Genomic DNA, 16,853 nt, shown 5'->3' with positions numbered 1-16,853 from the left:
GCCGTTCAGTCACGCTGGAAGCCCTCCTTGGTCCGCAGTCCGTACCCGAAGGCGCGATCGTACGAGATGTGGGCGAGCCAGCCGCACAGGGCCGCGAAGAGCGGGGCCCATTCCTTGGGCGCGGTGAACGTGTACAGCACGGCGAGGCCGAGCGGGACCGCCGCGCGGTGGGCGAGGTTGTAGTACGGGACCGCGCGGGGCGGGAGCTGGCCGCGGACGGTCGGGGTCGGGTCGCCGATGGCGGCGAGCATCGTCAGATCGGGGGCGACGGCGAAGAGCAGGGCCATCCCGCCCGCGAGCCAGCCGTGGTTGACGCCTTCCAGGACGGCGAAGGCGGTCCAGAAGAGGGCGGCGGCGAACCAGGCGGCGCGCAGGGCGACGGGACGGGGTCGCCGGCGGGGCCGGGTGCGGTGCCCGGCCGCGCTTCCCGTGGCGTCCTCGGCCCTGCTTCCCGCGGCGTCGTCGGCCGCGCTTCCCGTGGCGTCCTCGGCCCCACTGTCCGTGACGTCCCCGGTGGCGCCGGTCGAGGGGGCGGCGGGGACCACGGAGGTGGCCGGACGGGACCAGGTGGGTTCGGTGGAGGTGGCGGGGGTGACGGGGGTGGTGAGGGACATGGCTGACTCCCGGCGATCTACGGCTAACAGCGTTAGCTCGACGGTACGGCTAACGCCGTTAGCCGTCAAGGAGCATGCTTGACCCCGCCGCAGCGTCAACGTTTCTACTGGGGGCATGCGAATCGGGGAACTCGCCTCCGTCGTGGGGGTCACCACACGCGCCATCCGCCACTACCACCAGCTGGGACTGCTCCCGGAACCCGGCCGCCGGGCCAACGGGTACCGCGCGTACGAGCTGCGGCACGCCGTCGTCCTCGCCCGCGTCCGGCGGCTCACCGAGCTGGGTCTCGGGCTGCCCGAGGTACGGGACGTGCTCGCGGACGACGCGGGCCGGGAGCTGGTCGAGGTACTGGCCGAACTCGACGAGGACCTGGCCCGGCAGGAGACCGCGCTGCGGCTGCGGAGGGAACGGGTGGGGGCGCTGCTGGCCGAGGCCCGTGCGGGCCGGGTGCCCGCCGAGGGCCCCGTCTCCCCGGAACTCACCGCGCTACTGGCCGAACTGGAACGGAGCGCGCCCGCCGATCCCGGGTCACCGATGGCCGCGAAGGACCGCGAGACGCTGGCGCTGCTGGACGCGACGGTCGATCCCGCCGACCGGGAACGGCTGCTGTCCGCGCTCGGCAGCACGGTCGGGTCGCCGGAGCAGGCGGCGCGGGCCCACGAGGTGTACGCGCTGCTGGACGCCCTGGCGGACGCCGACCCCGCCGACCCCCGGGTGGACGAGGCGGCCCGGGCCCTGGCCGCCCTGCTGCCGCAGGAGCTGACGGAGGCGGCCATGGGGCTCCCGGATGTGACGGGTGGCTCCGCCGGTACGCCGCCGGACGCGCCGAGGTCGTTCGTGTCGGCGCTGTTCGCGGACCTCGCGCCCGCGCAGTCGGAGGCGGTACGACGAGCCCTCGCCGGGCCGGGGGCGGGAGCGGTACGGGGAACCCTCACCGGCCCGGGGACGGGAGCGGTACAGCGGACCCTCACCGGCCCGGAAACGGAGGCGGAACAACAGGCCCCCGCGACCGGCGACGGACCCCGTACCCGTCCGGGACCCCGTACCCGTCCGGGACCCCGTACCCGTCCAGGGCCCCGGAAGGCGGACGGGGGATGACCGGGCACGGGGCGGCGGCCGGGACCCTGGGCCGGATCGTCCGCCATGAGGCACGGGCGATGCGGAGCCTCTCCCTGTGGGCGGCCCGGCGTACGCACGGCGTCGGCGTGGACGGGCAGGCGTTCGGCTACGCGCGGGGCCAGGCCGCGATGGTGTACGGCATCGCCTTCGCGTGCCTCGTCGAGACGGTGGGTATCTCCTATCTGCTGCGCGATCTGCCGGTGGCCCACGCCGTGATGCTGGTGCTCGACGTGTACACCCTGCTGACGATCCTGGCCCTCCAGTCCGCGGCCGTCACCCACCCCCACGTCCTGACCGGGCGGTCGCTCCGTATCCGCAGGGGCGTCACCGTCGACCTCCTCGTCCCCCTCGCGGACCTCACCGCCGTCCGCCGGGAACTGCGTACCTCACCGGTCCGCCGGCCGGGCGAACTGACCCTGGACATCGGGGCGCTCACCAACGTCACCGTGGAACTCGCCGTCCCAATCACCCGGACCACCCTCCTCGGCCGGACGGAACGGATCACCACCGTCCGGCTGTACGCGGAGGACCCCGACGCCCTGGCCCGCGAACTCCGCTCACGGCAGGCGGCCGGGCGAAAGGACGGTGACACGGTCGCGCGGTGACGTGACCGCACGCGGTGGCGGACCCGGCCGGGACATGAACGGCCGGGCCGGACCCCCTACCCTGGGGCGGGGGCCGGAGCCCCTCCCACGTGATGCTGGAGAACCTCGTGCTCGTGTTGCTGCCGCCGTCCGAAGGCAAGGCCCCCGCGGGTCGCGCCGCCCCCCTGAAGCCCGAGGGCCTGTCCCTGCCGGGCCTCGCCGCGGCCCGGACCGCCGTCCTCGACGAACTCGTCGAGCTGTGCCTCACCGACGAGGACGCCGCACGGACCGTCCTCGGCCTCAGCGAGGGCCAGCGCGCGGAGGTCACGAAGAACACCGCGCTGCGCACCGCGGGCGCCCGTCCGGCGGGCGAGCTGTACACGGGCGTGCTGTACGACGCGCTGGACCTCGCGTCCCTGGACCCCGCGGCCAAGCGCCGCGCGACCCGTTCCCTGCTGGTGTTCTCGGGTCTGTGGGGAGCCGTCCGCGTCAACGACCGCATCCCCCCGTACCGCTGCTCCATGGGCGTCAGGCTCCCGGGGCTCGGTGCGCTGGGCGCGTACTGGCGGCCGGTGATGGCGGAGGTCCTGCCGGAGGTGGCCGGCCGGGGCCTCGTCCTCGATCTGCGGTCGTCGGCGTACGCGGCGGCGTGGAAACCGAAGGGTGAGGTGGCCACCCGGACGGCGACCGTGCGGGTGCTGCACGCGCAGCTGGTCGACGGGGTCGAGAAGCGGTCCGTGGTCAGCCACTTCAACAAGGCGACGAAGGGCCGGATCGTCCGGAGCCTGCTGTCGGCGGGGGCGGAGCCGAAGGGCCCCGCCGAGCTGGCCGACGCGCTGCGGGACCTCGGGTACACGGTCGAGGCGCAGCCGCCCGCCCGCGCCGGGACACCCTGGTCGCTGGACGTGATCGTCACCGAGATCCACTGACCACCCCTCTCGCGTTGCACACTCCGCAACACGCTTTGCGCATGCTGCCGAGCTGACGGCAGGATGACCGTATGACTTCCTCGCAGCCCGCCGCGCCGCACCCCGCCACCTCCGTCCTGGACCTCGCCCCGGTCGTCCCGGTGGTCGTCGTCCAGGACGCGGCCGACGCGGTGCCGCTCGCGCGGGCCCTGGTGGCGGGCGGACTGCCCGCGATCGAGGTGACCCTGCGGACGCCCGCCGCCCTGGACGCGATCCGCGCGATCGCCGCGGAGGTGCCCGGGGCCGTGGTCGGCGCGGGCACCGTGATCTCGGCGGACCAGGTCGGACAGGTCGTGGACGCGGGGGCGCGGTTCCTGGTGAGCCCCGGGTGGACCGGGCGGCTGCTGGACGCGATGCGCGGGTCGGGGGTGCCGTTCCTGCCGGGGGTCTCCACGACCTCGGAGGTCGTGGCCCTGCTGGAACAGGGTGTCACCGACATGAAGTTCTTCCCGGCCGAGGCCGCGGGCGGTACGCCGTACCTCAAGTCCCTGGCCGGACCGCTCCCCCAGGCCCGGTTCTGCCCGACCGGCGGTGTCACGGCCGCCTCCGCGCCCTCGTACCTGGCGCTGCCGAACGTCACCTGCGTGGGCGGCTCCTGGATGCTCCCCGCGTCCGCGATCGCCGCCCGCGACTGGGAGCGGGTCCGCTCCCTCGCGGCCGAGGCCGCCGCCCTCGGCTGACCCCGGCGCGGCGCCGTCCTGAGGGCGGCCCCGAATCCAGGTGCGCGAAGATCACCGATCTGCGAAAGTCGCACCTCGTGAACACCGATGACCTCGTCCTGCGCCGCGCGGAACCCTCCGACGCGACCGCCCTCGCCGAGCTGTGGCTGCGCTCCTTCGCCGCCGCGCTGCCGACCGTGCGCCGCGCGCACAGCGACGACGCGGTGCGGGAGTGGTTCACGTACGTTCTCGTGCCGGGGCACGAGACCTGGGCCGCGCTCGCGGGTGACGGCGTCGTCGGGCTGCTGGTGCTCGGTGACACGGAGATCGACCAGCTGTACCTCGATCCGCCGTGGCGCGGCCGGGGCGTGGGCGACCGGCTGGTGGCGCTGGCCAAGGAACGGCGGCCCGGCGGCCTGGACCTGTGGACGTTCCAGGTCAACGAACCGGCCCGGCGCTTCTACGAACGCCACGGCTTCCACGCGGCCGAGCTCACCGACGGACGGCGCAACGAGGAACGCGAACCGGACGTCCGGTACACCTGGCGCCCCTCGGGCCACCCGAGGCCGGGGGACGACACCTGAACCGCACCGGGCGCCACCGCCCCGGCACCCAGCCTGATCGATCCGTACGGGCGGGCCCTAGACCGCACCGGGCGGCGTCGCCCCGGGCGACAGCGCCCCGGGCGACAGCAGTTCCCGGCCGAGGGCACCGGCCCACCACTCCTCCACCCGCCCGGGGCTCCAGCCGCGTTCGGCGGTGAGGGTGCCGTAGACGTCGATGTTGCAGATCGCCGCGTAGACGTCGACGGCGGCCGGGATGTCCAGTCCGGCCCGCAGGACCGCCGGGGCCCAGGTCGAGAAGACCCGTACCCGGGTCCCGTCGCCTCCCTCGCGGCCCTCGCGGTAGGCCGCTGCCAGCTCCGGCTCGGTGCGGCCCGCCTCCCGCAGCAGCGCGATCACATCACCGGCCCGCTCGAACAGCCGCCGGTCGTACCCCGCCATCGCCGCGAGCTGCCGCGCGGGCGTGGCGCCCGGCGCGGTCAGTTCCGCGAGCAGCGGGGCCGCGTCCGCCGACAGATCGGCCGCGTCGGCCAGCGCGCGGGTCAGCCCCGCCTTGTTCCCGTACGTCGCGTAGACGGTCGGTACGGACACCCCCGCCTCGCGCGCCACCTCCCGCACCGTCGTCGCCGCCCACCCCTGGGCGAGGAAGAGCCGCCGGGCGGCGTGGGCGATGTCGGCCCGGGTCTCCCGCGCCTGGGCCGCCCGCCGCAGCGAGTCGTACGGACGCCTGGCCGGGTTCGTGTCCGGATGCACGGTCCCTCTTTCGCTTTACGGTGCTTATATTGAATACATGACGCACAAGGATTTAACGCACACGTCCCCCGACCCGGCCCGGATCGGGGGCTTCGCCGCGATCGGGTTCGCCGTCGCGATCGTCCTGGGCAATGTGATCATGGTCCCGGCGGGGCTGCCGTCCACCGGCTCCCCGCCGGGTGAGGTCACCGCGTTCTTCGGTACGGAGTCCGGTGCCGTCGGCGTCGGTTCCGCGGTGGCTCCGGCCGCGTGGGTGCTGGCCACGGTGTTCGGTGCGGGGGCCCTCGCCGTGCTGCGGCGTTCCGGACGGGAGGACGCGCGGATGTGGGCGGCGGCCGGGTTCGCGGGGCTGCTGCTCCAGAACGGCGCGTTCTCGGGGGTCGTCGCGATCCGGTTGGCGCTCGCGTCGACCGGGGCGGAGAGCGGGCCCGCCACGGAGGCCCTCTGGGCGCTGCACGACGCGTTGTTCACCCTCAACGGGGCGTTTCTGGCGCTCGCCCTGACCGGGATGTCCGTCGCCGGGCGGCGGGCCGGGCTGATCCGGCGGTGGCACGGGGCGGCGGGCGGGCTCGCGGCCGTTCTGCTGTTCGGCTCGGCGAGCCTGGCGGCGGTGGTCACGGACGGCCCCGGGCCGCTGGGGCTGCTGGGGCTGGGCGGCTGGCTGATCTGGGTCCTGTGGACCGTCACGTACGGCTTCGCCCTCCTCCGGTCGACCCGCCTCCCCGCGCGCCCCTAGGGGCACTTGTCCCTGTGCGGGCTGCCCGGCCTGCCCGCACAGGGTGCGCGCTCCCGTACGCGAAGGGGTGAGAACCCGGGGGCGCGAGCGGGGGCGGGCCGCACGGGTCCCCGGGTGAAGGCCCAGTGCCTAGCGCAGGTGTGCCGTCTCGTTGAACAGCCGGACACTCGCGTTGCCGTCCTTGAAGTACGCGACGGCCGACAGCGCCGCCGCGGACAGCTCCATCCGGAACATCGACTTGGCGGGCGCCCCGAGGGCGAGCCGCACCAGCGTCTTGACCGGCGTGACATGGGTGACCAGCAGCACCGTACGACCCGCGTACTCCTCGACGAGCCGGTCCCGGGCCCGCGCGACGCGCTCCGTGACCTCGGTGAAGCTCTCGCCGCCCCCGGTGGGCCGCGCGTCCTCGGAGTCGAGCCACGCGGTCAGGTCGTCGGGATACCGCTCCCGTACCTGGCCGAAGGTCAGCCCCTCCCAGGCGCCGAAGTGGGTCTCGCGCAGCTCGTCGTCCACGCGCACATCGAGCCCGAGCCGGTCCGCGACGGCCTGCGCGGTCTCGCGGCAGCGCTTCAGGGGCGAGGACACGATCGCCTGGACCGTGCCCCGCGCGGCGAGCGCGCCCGCGGTGAGCACCGCCTGCGCCCGCCCCACCTCCGACAGCGACGGGTCGGTGCCCCCGCTGCCGGAGAACGCCTTGGACGGGGTCAGCGGCGTCTCACCGTGCCGCAGCAGCACGAACGTCGTGGGCGGCCCCATGTCGGCGGACGCGCCCCATCCGGCGGCGGGCGCCTTCGCGGCGGACACCGCGAGGTTCCGGGCGGCCCGCAGATCGGCCCGCGCCTTGGTCTCGGCGGCCGAGGCCCCGGAACCGGCGGCCGGGACACCGGAGTCGGCGGCCGGGACACCGGAGTCGGGCGAGGCCCCCGGATCGGCGGAGCCGCCGGACTCCGACGGCTCCGGCGCGGTACCGGTGGTACGGCGGCCACCGGCGGAGGCGAGGGCCGCACGGGCCTTCGCCGCACCGGCCGCCGCGTCCCCGGGCTCCCTGAGCTCTCCGGGTTCCCCGTACTCGCCCACGGGGCCCGGCGAGGAGCGCCCGTCCAGGTCGGCCGTCGAATCCGCGGCCGACCACTGCTCGCCCCGCTTGCCCGCGTCCATCGCCTCGTTCGCGAGGCGGTCGGCGTGCTTGTTCCGCTCACGCGGGATCCACTGGTACGTCACCCGGCCCGGCGGGTAGACCGCCGCGGCCTGAGCGGCGAGGGGCTTCATGTCCGGGTGCTTGATCTTCCAGCGGCCCGACATCTGCTCGACGACCAGCTTGGAGTCCATCCGGACCCGCACCGGCACGCCGGGGTCGAGGGCGTGGGCGGCCCGCAGCCCAGCGATCAGACCCCGGTACTCGGCGACGTTGTTCGTCGCGACACCGATGTACTCGGCGGCCTCGGCGAGGGTCCCGCCGGTGGCGGCGTCGAGCACGACGGCACCGTACCCCGCGGGGCCCGGGTTGCCCCGGGAACCGCCGTCGGCCTCGACCACGAACTCCCGTACGGAGGACGGCACGGACGCTTCCCCTACAGGCCGGACTCGGAGGTGCGCACCAGGATGCGGCGGCAGTTCTCGCAGCGGATGACGGTACCCGGCGCGGCGGCCCGTACCTCGTTCACCTCGGTGATGTTCAGCTCCAGCCGGCAGCCCTCGCAGCGGCGCTGGAAGAGCCGGGCCGCGCCGATACCGCCCTGCTGCGCGCGAAGCTTGTCGTACAGCTTGAGGAGGTCCTCGGGGATCGTCGCGGCGATCAGCCCGCGGTCCTTGGTGGCCGAGGCGGCCTCGGCGTCGAGTTCACCGGCGGCCTTGTCCCGGCGCGCGACCGCCTCGTCGGTACGGGTCTGCACGGAGGTGACCCGGCCGGTCAGCTCGCCGACCCGCTCCTGCGCGGACTCCCGGCGCTCCATGACCTCCAGGACGATGTCCTCCAGGTCGCCCTGGCGCTTGGCGAGCGAGGTGAGCTCGCGCTGGAGGTTCTCCAGGTCCCTGGAGCTGGACACGGACCCGGAGTCGAGGCGCTGCTGGTCGCGGGTGGCGCGCTGGCGCACCTGGTCGACGTCCTGTTCGGCCTTGGTCTGCTCGCGGGCGCAGTCGCTCTCCTCGGTCTGCGCGGCGACCAGCAGATCACGGAGCTGGGCGAGGTCCTTGGCCAGCGACTCGATCTCGGCGTGCTCGGGCAGCGACCGGTGCTTGTGGGCGAGCTGCTGGAGCTTCACGTCCAGTGCCTGGACGTCGAGGAGGCGGAGCTGGTCGGCGGGCGCGGCGTTCAGTTGGGGGCTCCAAGGTCGTTGATGGTGGCCAGTTGCGGTACGGACGCCGCGTGGATGGTCCAGGGGTCGGTGACGGTCCGGGACACGTGGGTACGCAGTCCCCAGCCGTGCCGTTCCGAGAGGGCGTCGAGCTGGGCGGCGGCCAGCTCGCACCAGGGCCACTCGGTGGCCCAGTGCGCGGCGTCGAGCAGCGCGAGGGGACTGTGCTCGCGGGCCTCGGACACCGGGTGGTGGCGGAGGTCCGCGGTGAGGAACGCGTCGACGCCCGCGGCGCGGACGTCGTCGAAGAGGCTGTCGCCGGAACCGCCGCTGACGGCGACCGTGCGGACGAGCGCGTCGGGGTCGCCCGCGACCCGGACGCCCTGCGCGGTGGCGGGCAGCCGCTCCGCGGCGCGGGCGGCGAACTCGCGGACGGTCAGCGGGTGGTCCAGCGCGCAGATCCGGCCGATGCCGCGGCGGCCCGCCGGGTCGGTGGGGTCGGGCACCAGCGGACCGGTGACCCGCAGGTCCAGGGCTCCGGCGAGGGCGTCGGAGACCCCGGGGTCGGCGCGGTCGGCGTTGGTGTGGGCGACGAGCAGCGCCACGTCGTTCTTGATCAGGGTGTGGACGACCCGGCCCTTGAAGTGCGAGGCCGCGACGGTCGTCGTCCCGCGCAGATACAGCGGATGGTGGGTGACGAGGAGGTCGGCGCCGAGCCGTACGGCCTCGTCGGCGATCTCCTGGACGGGGTCCACGGCGAACAGCACCCGGCGGACCTCGGCGTCGGGGTCGCCGCACACGGGACCGACCGCGTCCCATCCCTCGGCCCGCTCGGGGGGCCAGAGGGCGTCGAGCGCGGCGATGACTTCAGACAGGCGGGGCACGGGGCAAGGCTACCTGGCCCAGGCACTCCGCCGGACGGCCGACGACCGGGGCTCCCGCGACGGCCCAGCGGCGGCCGCGGCCCGCCCCGGTCGCACCCGCCCGGGTGCCCCGCCGGACCCGGGGCGGGCCGCGCAGCACAGAAGAAACGGTTCTCACGGGCGAACCGCCCAAGGGACACCCTTTGGGGTGAAAGGCGGGCGCCGCGTGCCACGGCCGTGCGTACGAAAACTACCTTCGTCGCCGGAGGTGACCGAACCATGACGGTCTGTGCCATCGAGACCACCGCCGGGAACGGCGACCAGGGTGCCCCGCGCGCGGCCGGGGGCGCCGGTGCCCCGCGGCATCCGCAGCGGCCCCGGCCCGCTCCGGCGGCGGGCGGGCTGGTCGTCGCGGCGGACGGCGGGTACGCGGCGCGGCTGGCCCTCGCGGACGGCCCCGGCGGACCGGCCGACCGCTGGTTCCCGGAGCGCTGGACCCTGGACGGCCCCGAGCCGTACGCGGTGCCGCTGCCCGGACGCCAGCCGGAGGAGTCGGACACCGAAGTGCAGCCGCTGGCCGACGGACGGGTACTGGTGCGCCGGACGGCCGCGGGCCGCCACCACTTCGCCCTGCTGTACCCGACGGGTCCGGTGACGGGCGAGGTCCCGCTGGGCGCGCTCGACGCCGGGGCGTACGAGGAGGTACGGCTGATGCCGCCCGCGCCGGGCGGCACCCGCGCCTATGTACTGGCCTCGGGGCCGCGCGTCAGCAGGCTGTGGCTGGTCGCGGGCGGCGCGTTCGGCCCGCAACTGGTCACGGAGGTCCCGGGGCGCTGCTCGGGGGGCGTGTGGCTGGACCGGGCGGGGCGGCTGCTCGCCCTCGACCGGGAACAGGGCGGGCGGGTCAAGGCCGTCGTGATGGATCTGGGGCGGGGCGGCGAGATGTCGCCGCTGCTCCAGATCACGGAGGACAGCAACGACCGGGTGCTGCTCGCCGATCCGGACAGCGGGCTGCTGCTGGTCCGCTCCGACGCCCCGACGCCCGGTCATGAACGGCTGGGCTGGGGGGTCCTGGGCAGCGACCGGCCGGTCCGCTTCCCGGAGTGCCTGCGGCTGCCGGACTGCGCGGTGACGCCGTTCGCCGTCCAGCCGGGGCAGGCGCTGACCCCGGAGCGCAGCGGGGTCGCGCTGCGGATCGACGACGCGGGAGGCAGCTGGCCGGCCGTGTGGCATCCGGCCGGCCGTACGGTCCACCGGCTCGTGCCGCCCGAGGGCTGGCTGGCGGGTGCCGGACTGTGGACCCGGTCGGGCGGACTGCGGCTGCCGTACGCGACGGCAGCGGTGCCCTGCGGGGTGGCCCGGCTGGACCCGGCTCCGCCGTCCCCGCAACCCGGCGGCGGCCACTGCCCCCCGGCGGTGAACGGCTACCGGGCGGCGGGAAGCGGTGGCCCGGGGGCGCCGGAGGTGCGGAGGGCCCCCAGGGTGGCCGACGGGGCCGGGGGCGCTGCGGTGGTCGGTGCGGCCGGGGGCCGGGCGGCCCGGCCTGTGCCGTTGCAGGAGGCGCCGCTGGGCGGGCGGGTGCCCCTCGGGAGGTGAAATCGGCCACCCGTTAGAATCTTCCGGCTGTTGTGAAGATCTTTTCGACGGGGTGACTTAGCCGATGACCGAGACGCAGACGGACCCGACCGCTGAGCCGCAGGAGGCCATGGAGAACGCCGGGCACGGCAAGCACCGGGGGCCGGTGGCCGCCCATGACGAGGAGGCCGCGCCGCACGGTCGCCACCGCAGGCAGGAGTCCTCGCCGGAGGGGCAGCGGTAGGCAGGCCGGGACCGGTCCAGGGAGTGGGGGGTGCCTCGGGGCACCCCCCACTTCTGTTTGCCCCGGCCTTCTGTGCCGTCCGGCGGCGCGGTGACCGCTCTCAGCCGTCCGCCGTGCCGAGCAATTTGCCTAGCAGACGGGTGAGTTGGCGCCGTTCGCCGGGGGTGAGTCGCTGGAAGCTGTCGTCGAGGAAGCCCGGGACCGCGCGTTCGGCGCGTGCCAGTTCCGCGCGGCCCGCGTCGGTGACCGTGACGGCGTAGGCCCGGCGGTCGCCCGCCGCGCGCTCACGGCGGACATGTCCGGCGCGTTCGAGACCGTCGCAGATCCCGACCATGACCGTGCGGTCGATCCGGAGCTGATCGCTGAGGACCCGCTGGGAGCCGGGTCCGGCCTCCGTGAGCATCTTCAGTACGAGATGGGGTCCCACTCCCAGGCCCACACCGGCCGCGTGCGCCTCGGCGGCGCGCGCGACGGCCGACGAGGCGCGGCACAGCGCGATGTCCGGGCGCTCGGCGGCGAGCCGTGCGAAATACGGGGTCTGCCCGGGGGAGCCGTCCGAGCCGTCCGAGCGGTCGGGGCTGTCGGGGCTGTCGGGGCTGTCAGGGCCGGGGGCCGGGTGGGGCGTGGTGCTGGGTGCCATACGGGCCGGTCTCCTTCGCGGGGCGCGCCTTACGGGGTGCGTGCTGCGGGGTGTGCGTGCTGCGGGTTGCGTGCGTTGCGAGGGCCGACCCTACCAAGAACCGTCTGCGCACAGATTGTTTGACCGCCAACCATCCCCACTCATATGCTCACCGATCATCCGCAAGGAAATCATTGGCGCGCAGACGGAGTGTGGAACTTCCATGACCCTGGATCTGACCCCCGACGAACTGCTGTCCACCACCCGGGCGGTCCGCAAGCGGCTCGACCTGGACCGGCCGGTCCCCCGGCGGCTCATCGAGGAGTGCGTGGATCTCGCGACCCAGGCGCCGACCGGACGCAACCGGCAGCGCTGGCACTTCATCGTGGTCACCGACCCCGCGCGGCGGCGGCTCGTGGCCGATCTCTTCCGGCGGGCCCTGACAACCGGCGGCGGGGCCCCGCCCACGGAACGGGATCTGCGGCGGATGTACGCCCACCCCGGGAGCATGGAGCGCATCTCCGACGGGTTCCGGCACCTCTACGACAACATCCACCGGGTGCCGGCGTTCGTGGTGCCCGCCGTCGAGGGGCGCACCGACCGCGCCTCGGTGCTGGACCAGTCGATGACCTGGGGGTCGATCCTCCCCGCGACCTGGAGTTTCATGCTGGCCGCGCGGGCGCGGGGGCTGGGCACGGTGTGGACGACCGCGCAGGGGCCGCTGGAGCGGGAGTTGGCGGGGGTGCTCGGGGTGCCGTACGAGGAGGTGATGCTGGCCGCGTTCGTTCCGCTGGCGTTCACCATCGGTACGGAGTTCCGGCCCGCGCGGCGGGTTCCCCGCGAGCAGGTTCTGCACTGGGACCGCTGGTGAGTGAGCGCGGCGGCTCTGTAAAGGAACTTTGACACCCTGGACGGGCTGTTCTACTTTCGGCGATGTCAGGTTTCCTTGACATCGTTGGAACGAAGAAGGGAGCAGGGGTGGCGCACGAGGAGAATCGGGCCTGGATCATGGCGGGGGTCGCCGCCCTCGCGCACGCGACGCACCTCGCGTGCGCCCTGTCGGCGGTCCTCGGCCCGGTCACCCAAAGCGCCGCTCGCCGCAGGGGGTTGTCGGCATGGTGAGGCCGACCAGGGTCACCAACATCGTCCGGCTCCGGCGGCTCGAACACGGACTGATGACCCAGGCGGAACTCGCCCGCCGCCTCGGGGTCACCCGGCAGACCGTCATCGCCATCGAGCAGGGCCGGCACTCCCCCTCCCTGGAGATGGCCTTCCAGATCTCCCGCGTCCTCGGCGTTCCCCTGGAGGATCTCTTCCAGTACGCCGACACGAACCCCGACACGAACCCGGACATGAACCCCGACGACGCGTGGCCCGCCGGCCTTTGACGCACCGACCTTTGACGCACCGACACATTCGCACCGATACATGGCGCGACGGCGCGTCAGGGGACAGCTCATGAGGGCGATCGTCCAGGACCGGTACGGCGGCACGGACGTCCTGCTGGTGTGAGACGGCCCGGAGCGGCGTCTGTCCGTGCACTACCGTTGCCGCAATGCATCACCGGGGGCGGGAGGCATCCTTGGGCGCGCGCATCCTTGTCGCCGAGGACGACGTGAAGCAGGCCCGGCTGTTCCGGGTCTATCTGGAACAGGACGGTCATGCCGTCCATGTGGTGGGGGACGGCCGGGCCGCCCTCGACAAGGCCCGGACGGCCCGGCCCGACCTCGTGGTCCTCGACGTGATGCTGCCGCTGGTCGACGGCCTCGACGTGTGCCGCATCCTGCGCACCGAGTCCGAGGTGCCGATCCTGCTGGTCACCGCGCGGACCACCGAGGAGGACATCCTGCTCGGCCTGGACCTGGGCGCCGACGACTATCTCACCAAGCCGTGCAGTCCGCGTGAACTGGCCGCCCGGGTCAGGGCGTTGCTGCGCCGGTCCAGATCCACCGGCGAGGCGGCCCCGGCCGTGCTCAGGGTCGGCGGGATGGAGGTGGACACCGCGCGGTTCGAGGTGCGCGTCGAGGGCCGGACGGTCACTCTCACGTCCAAGGAGTTCGGCATCCTCGAAGCGCTCGCCCGCGAACCGGGCAGGGTCTTCACCCGGGGGCAGATCATCGAGCGGGCCTTCGGCTTCGACCACGACGTCCTCGAACGCACCGTCGACGCCCATGTGATGAACCTGCGGAGGAAGCTGGAGCACGACCCGGCACGGCCCAGCCGGCTGGAGACCGTGTACGGCCGGGGCTACCGGCTCACCGACCTATGAGCTTCCGGGTGCGGGTGCTCGCGCTGCTGATGCTCGTCGCGGTCGCGGCGACGGCGGCCACCGCGTGGCTGACGCTCCGCCAGGTCACACGTCAGATATCGGAGTCCACGGTGTCCGACCGCCAGGACGTGGTGACCGTCGACCGGCGGCTGCGCGAGCACGCCGACCGGCACGGCACCTGGCACGGTGTGGAGAAGGTCGTCCGGTCGCTGACGGAGAGCACCGGTCAGCGCATCCGCGTCCAGGACGAGACCGGCGAGTTCACCATCGACTCGGACGCCCTGGGCGGGCGCACACCCCGGCCGGTGGGCGCGGCCCCGCCGTTCCTGATCGACCCCCGGCCGCAGGCGGGTGTGTTCCCGGGGCCCGGGACGGTGCCCACGCCGCTGACGAAGGCCACCCTCCTGTCGATCGTCGACTACCGCGCCTCGGTGCGGTTCGCCGAGTGCCTGGCACTGGCCGGGATCACCCCGTCCGTCCACCGTGACCGGATGAACGTCCCGGTGTACCGGGGGCCCGGCGGCCGGACCCGGGCCGGGGGCTGTGCGCTGCCGAGGGTGACGGACGCCGAGCACGAGCGTGCCGTGGCCGGGGCCCAGGACTGCGCGGCCGTCTCCCACGACCTCGCCATGGCCTGCGCCAGCCGGGCCTTCGCCCTCCAGACGGTGGATGTGGGGCCGCAGCCCCTGCGGGCGAGCCTCGGGGCGCTGGACGACACGGGGCTCACCGTGGCGAGCCGCCCGGCGGTGCTGGTCGCGCTGGGGGTCGGTGGTGCGGCGGTGCTCGGGGCGCTGCTGCTGAGCCGGGCCGTGCTGCGGCCGGTCAAGGATCTGACGGCGGCCTCGAGCGGGCTCGCCGAGGGGGATCTGGCCCGCCGGGTGCCCGCGTCGGGCGGCGACGAGATCGGGGAACTGGGCCGGTCGTTCAACCGGATGGCCGACGCGCTGGCCGCCGGTGAGGAGCGCCAGCGGCGGCTCATCGGGGACATCGCCCATGAACTGCGCACCCCGCTGGGCAATCTGCGGGGCTATCTGGAGGCGATGCAGGACGGGTACGTCGAGCCGACCCCGGAGCTGCTGGCCTCGCTGCACGAGGAGGCGATGCTGCAACAGCGCATCGTGGACGACCTCCAGGACCTGGCGCTCGCCGAGGCGGGCGCGCTGACGTACCACCGGACGGAACTCGACGCCCGCGATCTCCTCGACGCCTGCGCCACCGCGCACCGCGCCCTCGCCGACGGGGCGGGCGTCGCCCTGGCCGTCGTCCCCCATCCACTGCCCGTCCTGGTGCACGGCGACCCCGCACGGCTGCGGCAGGCGCTGTCGAACCTGGTCGGCAACGCCGTACGGCACACGGAGGCCGGGGGCCGCGTCACCCTGGCGGTGGCCGACCGGGGCACGGGCCGGACCGCCCGTACCGCCGAGGCCGCGCTGACGGTCCGGGACACCGGCAGCGGCATCCCGGCCGACCAGCTCCCGTATCTGTTCGACCGCTTCTGGCGGGCGGACGGCGCCCGGGGCCGGGCCACCGGCGGCAGCGGGCTCGGGCTGCCGATCGCCCGGCAGATCGTCGACGACCACGGGGGACGCGTCGAGGTGAGCAGCGAGGTGGGTACGGGGACGGTGTTCACGGTGACGCTGCCCGTACCGAAGGGCCTTACGGGCGGGGGCACTTGATGCCGCCACCGGCCGGTGTCCGGCCGCCACCCGACGTGACGCCGGGAACGCACCACGGCGACGCGCGCCGGCCCGCCCTGCCCCCGGTCGGCCGCCGTCCCAGGTCCCGCCGTCTCAGGTGCCCGCGAGGGCGTCCGTGGGGGCCAGGCGGCTGGCGCGGACCGCCGGGTAGAGCCCGGCCAGCGCCCCGATGAGCAGCGTCGAACCGGTGCCCGCCGCCGATGCCCAGGGCGGCACCACCACCGGCCATTCCCGCAGCACCGCGTACCCGCCGGTGATCAGGGTCCCGAGCACCGTCCCGGCGATCCCGCCGAGCACGGACAGCAGCAGCGACTCCGTCACGAACTGGGTGCGGATCTGGCCCCGGGTCGCCCCGAGCGCCCGCCGCAGCCCGATCTCGGACCGGCGTTCCAGTACCGAGATGACCATGGTGTTGCCCACCCCGACCCCGCCCACCAGCAGGGCGACCCCGCCGAGGCCCAGCAGCAGCCCGTTCAGCGCGGATTCGGTGGCGTCCCGGGCGGCGAGCGCGTCGGAGGGCCGGGAGATCAGCACCCCGGACGGCTTCGCGGGGTTGGCGGCGGCGGCGACCACCGCGCGGACCCCGGCCACCTGACGGTCGTCGGCCCGGATGTAGACGGTCGTGGGTCTGCCGTCATGGTCCAGGACCTTCTCGGCGGCCGGGACGCCGACGAGGGCGGACCGGTCGAGTTCGGGGGCCAGCGGCACCGGGTCCAGCACCCCGATCAGCGAGAACCACCGGCCGCCCAGCCACAGCCGGGTGCCGGGTGCTTCCACGTCGAGCCGCCGGGCGGCCTGTGCCCCGAGCACCACCGCCGGGGCGCCCTCGGTCGCCTCGTCCAGCCACCGGCCGCCCCGTACGGACGCGCCGACCGCCGGGAGCAGCCCGGGGGACGCGGCGACGACGTCGATGCCACCGGTGCGGCCGACCGGGATGTCCTGGTTGCGGTACACCCGGGCCTCGGTCAGACCCGTCGACTCGGCCCGCAGCACCGGAGGGAGTCGGCGCACCATGGCGACGGCCTCCTCGGGCAGCGGGGTCCTCTGCTCACCGCCCTGCGGCGGGGCCGGTTCGACGCGCAGCAGATTGGTGCCGAGCCGGTCGAGCCTGCGGTCCACCTCGGCCTGGCCCGATGCCGAGATCCCGACGACGGCGATCATCGCGGCGACCCCGATCGCGACGCCCAGCGCGGACAGGAAGACCCGCAGGGGGCGGGTCCGCAGCCCGGTGCCGCCGAGCCGGACGAGGTCCCGCGGCCCGAGCCGGGCGGGCCGCAGCGTCCCGCCCTTCCCCC

18 protein-coding genes and 1 pseudogene are annotated in these 16,853 nt (G+C 74.6%); 12 read left to right on the top strand and 7 right to left on the bottom strand.

What is annotated here, in order from left to right:
* Positions 1–5: 5 nt before the first annotated feature.
* Positions 6–614: a DUF4260 family protein gene (locus OG711_RS28035; RefSeq protein WP_329561200.1), complete on the bottom strand. Its 609-nt coding sequence runs from the start codon at positions 612–614 to the stop codon at positions 6–8.
* Positions 615–729: 115 nt separating this feature from the next.
* Between OG711_RS28035 and OG711_RS28030 the strand changes: the two are divergent.
* The 5 genes and pseudogenes from OG711_RS28030 to OG711_RS28010 form a co-directional block, all read left to right on the top strand.
* Positions 730–1,512 (top strand): annotated as a pseudogene (locus OG711_RS28030) (MerR family transcriptional regulator); the annotation flags it as partial.
* Positions 1,513–1,709: 197 nt separating this feature from the next.
* On the top strand, positions 1,710–2,339 hold the full coding sequence (locus OG711_RS28025) for a hypothetical protein (protein WP_329561198.1): 630 nt from the start codon (positions 1,710–1,712) through the stop codon (positions 2,337–2,339).
* 107 nt (positions 2,340–2,446) lie between these two features.
* Positions 2,447–3,247 carry a peroxide stress protein YaaA gene (yaaA, locus tag OG711_RS28020; protein ID WP_329564093.1) on the top strand — a complete coding sequence of 267 codons (801 nt, stop codon included), beginning with the start codon at positions 2,447–2,449 and terminating at the stop codon, positions 3,245–3,247.
* 71 nt (positions 3,248–3,318) lie between these two features.
* Positions 3,319–3,966: a bifunctional 4-hydroxy-2-oxoglutarate aldolase/2-dehydro-3-deoxy-phosphogluconate aldolase gene (eda, locus tag OG711_RS28015; protein WP_329561196.1), complete on the top strand. Its 648-nt coding sequence runs from the start codon at positions 3,319–3,321 to the stop codon at positions 3,964–3,966.
* A gap of 77 nt (positions 3,967–4,043) precedes the next feature.
* Positions 4,044–4,529: a GNAT family N-acetyltransferase gene (locus tag OG711_RS28010; protein WP_329561195.1), complete on the top strand. Its 486-nt coding sequence runs from the start codon at positions 4,044–4,046 to the stop codon at positions 4,527–4,529.
* Positions 4,530–4,586: 57 nt separating this feature from the next.
* Here the strand turns inward: OG711_RS28010 and OG711_RS28005 are convergent, their stop codons facing one another.
* A complete protein-coding gene (locus tag OG711_RS28005) occupies positions 4,587–5,261 on the bottom strand; it encodes a TetR/AcrR family transcriptional regulator (protein WP_329561193.1) in 675 nt (224 codons plus the stop codon).
* 37 nt (positions 5,262–5,298) lie between these two features.
* Between OG711_RS28005 and OG711_RS28000 the strand changes: the two genes are divergently transcribed.
* Positions 5,299–5,997 carry a 2-oxoglutarate/malate transporter gene (locus tag OG711_RS28000; RefSeq protein WP_266514917.1) on the top strand — a complete coding sequence of 233 codons (699 nt, stop codon included), beginning with the start codon at positions 5,299–5,301 and terminating at the stop codon, positions 5,995–5,997.
* 129 nt (positions 5,998–6,126) lie between these two features.
* On the opposite strand, the gene OG711_RS27995 is transcribed toward OG711_RS28000, so the two are convergent.
* From OG711_RS27995 to OG711_RS27985, 3 genes are read right to left on the bottom strand one after another with little or no spacing between them, the layout of a single operon-like run.
* Entirely contained in the window at positions 6,127–7,557 is a 1,431-nt protein-coding gene (locus tag OG711_RS27995; protein WP_329561191.1) for a bifunctional RNase H/acid phosphatase, read from the bottom strand.
* Between the two features lie 11 nt (positions 7,558–7,568).
* Positions 7,569–8,312 carry a zinc ribbon domain-containing protein gene (locus OG711_RS27990; RefSeq protein WP_178391180.1) on the bottom strand — a complete coding sequence of 248 codons (744 nt, stop codon included), beginning with the start codon at positions 8,310–8,312 and terminating at the stop codon, positions 7,569–7,571.
* The gene (locus tag OG711_RS27985; RefSeq protein WP_329561189.1) at positions 8,309–9,175 is read right to left on the bottom strand and encodes a Nif3-like dinuclear metal center hexameric protein; all 867 of its coding nucleotides are present in this window, start codon (positions 9,173–9,175) and stop codon (positions 8,309–8,311) included. Before OG711_RS27985 ends, OG711_RS27990 begins: the two co-directional genes overlap by 4 nt.
* Positions 9,176–9,433: 258 nt before the next feature.
* Between OG711_RS27985 and OG711_RS27980 the strand changes: the two genes are divergently transcribed.
* Both OG711_RS27980 and OG711_RS27975 read left to right on the top strand, forming a co-directional pair.
* A complete protein-coding gene (locus tag OG711_RS27980) occupies positions 9,434–10,750 on the top strand; it encodes a hypothetical protein (protein ID WP_329561187.1) in 1,317 nt (438 codons plus the stop codon).
* Between the two features lie 64 nt (positions 10,751–10,814).
* The gene (locus OG711_RS27975) at positions 10,815–10,973 is read left to right on the top strand and encodes a hypothetical protein (protein WP_178391160.1); all 159 of its coding nucleotides are present in this window, start codon (positions 10,815–10,817) and stop codon (positions 10,971–10,973) included.
* Positions 10,974–11,073: 100 nt separating this feature from the next.
* Here OG711_RS27975 and OG711_RS27970 read toward each other — a convergent pair whose 3' ends face one another.
* Positions 11,074–11,613: a MarR family winged helix-turn-helix transcriptional regulator gene (locus OG711_RS27970; RefSeq protein WP_329561185.1), complete on the bottom strand. Its 540-nt coding sequence runs from the start codon at positions 11,611–11,613 to the stop codon at positions 11,074–11,076.
* 202 nt (positions 11,614–11,815) lie between these two features.
* On the opposite strand from OG711_RS27970, the gene OG711_RS27965 reads away from it, so the two are divergent.
* From OG711_RS27965 to OG711_RS27950, 4 genes are all read left to right on the top strand, one after another.
* Positions 11,816–12,463, top strand: coding sequence for a nitroreductase family protein (locus OG711_RS27965; protein ID WP_073793485.1), 648 nt, complete (start codon positions 11,816–11,818; stop codon positions 12,461–12,463).
* A gap of 244 nt (positions 12,464–12,707) precedes the next feature.
* The gene (locus tag OG711_RS27960; protein WP_073793486.1) at positions 12,708–12,980 is read left to right on the top strand and encodes a helix-turn-helix transcriptional regulator; all 273 of its coding nucleotides are present in this window, start codon (positions 12,708–12,710) and stop codon (positions 12,978–12,980) included.
* Positions 12,981–13,174: 194 nt separating this feature from the next.
* A complete protein-coding gene (locus OG711_RS27955) occupies positions 13,175–13,861 on the top strand; it encodes a response regulator transcription factor (RefSeq protein WP_099282204.1) in 687 nt (228 codons plus the stop codon).
* The gene (locus tag OG711_RS27950) at positions 13,858–15,537 is read left to right on the top strand and encodes a sensor histidine kinase (protein WP_329561182.1); all 1,680 of its coding nucleotides are present in this window, start codon (positions 13,858–13,860) and stop codon (positions 15,535–15,537) included. Before OG711_RS27955 ends, OG711_RS27950 begins: the two co-directional genes overlap by 4 nt.
* A gap of 114 nt (positions 15,538–15,651) precedes the next feature.
* Here the strand turns inward: OG711_RS27950 and OG711_RS27945 are convergent, their stop codons facing one another.
* Positions 15,652–16,836 carry an ABC transporter permease gene (locus OG711_RS27945; RefSeq protein WP_329564091.1) on the bottom strand — a complete coding sequence of 395 codons (1,185 nt, stop codon included), beginning with the start codon at positions 16,834–16,836 and terminating at the stop codon, positions 15,652–15,654.
* Positions 16,837–16,853 lie beyond the last annotated feature (17 nt).

It is taken from the genome of Streptomyces uncialis (genome assembly GCF_036250755.1).
Classification (GTDB): domain Bacteria; phylum Actinomycetota; class Actinomycetes; order Streptomycetales; family Streptomycetaceae; genus Streptomyces; species Streptomyces uncialis.
This window is presented reverse-complemented; position numbering and strand designations above follow the sequence as displayed.

Excerpts from the sequence above, each read along its gene's own strand:
- OG711_RS27965 (WP_073793485.1), top strand. The coding sequence starts at position 11,816 with ATGACCCTGGATCTGACCCCCGACGAACTGCTGTCCACCACCCGGGCG.
- eda (WP_329561196.1), top strand. The coding sequence starts at position 3,319 with ATGACTTCCTCGCAGCCCGCCGCGCCGCACCCCGCCACCTCCGTCCTG.
- OG711_RS28025 (WP_329561198.1), top strand. The coding sequence starts at position 1,710 with ATGACCGGGCACGGGGCGGCGGCCGGGACCCTGGGCCGGATCGTCCGC.
- OG711_RS27970 (WP_329561185.1), bottom strand. The coding sequence starts at position 11,613 with ATGGCACCCAGCACCACGCCCCACCCGGCCCCCGGCCCTGACAGCCCC.
- OG711_RS27950 (WP_329561182.1), top strand. The coding sequence starts at position 13,858 with ATGAGCTTCCGGGTGCGGGTGCTCGCGCTGCTGATGCTCGTCGCGGTC.
- OG711_RS27960 (WP_073793486.1), top strand. The coding sequence starts at position 12,708 with ATGGTGAGGCCGACCAGGGTCACCAACATCGTCCGGCTCCGGCGGCTC.
- OG711_RS28035 (WP_329561200.1), bottom strand. The coding sequence starts at position 614 with ATGTCCCTCACCACCCCCGTCACCCCCGCCACCTCCACCGAACCCACC.
- OG711_RS27980 (WP_329561187.1), top strand. The coding sequence starts at position 9,434 with ATGACGGTCTGTGCCATCGAGACCACCGCCGGGAACGGCGACCAGGGT.
- OG711_RS28000 (WP_266514917.1), top strand. The coding sequence starts at position 5,299 with ATGACGCACAAGGATTTAACGCACACGTCCCCCGACCCGGCCCGGATC.
- OG711_RS27975 (WP_178391160.1), top strand. The coding sequence starts at position 10,815 with ATGACCGAGACGCAGACGGACCCGACCGCTGAGCCGCAGGAGGCCATG.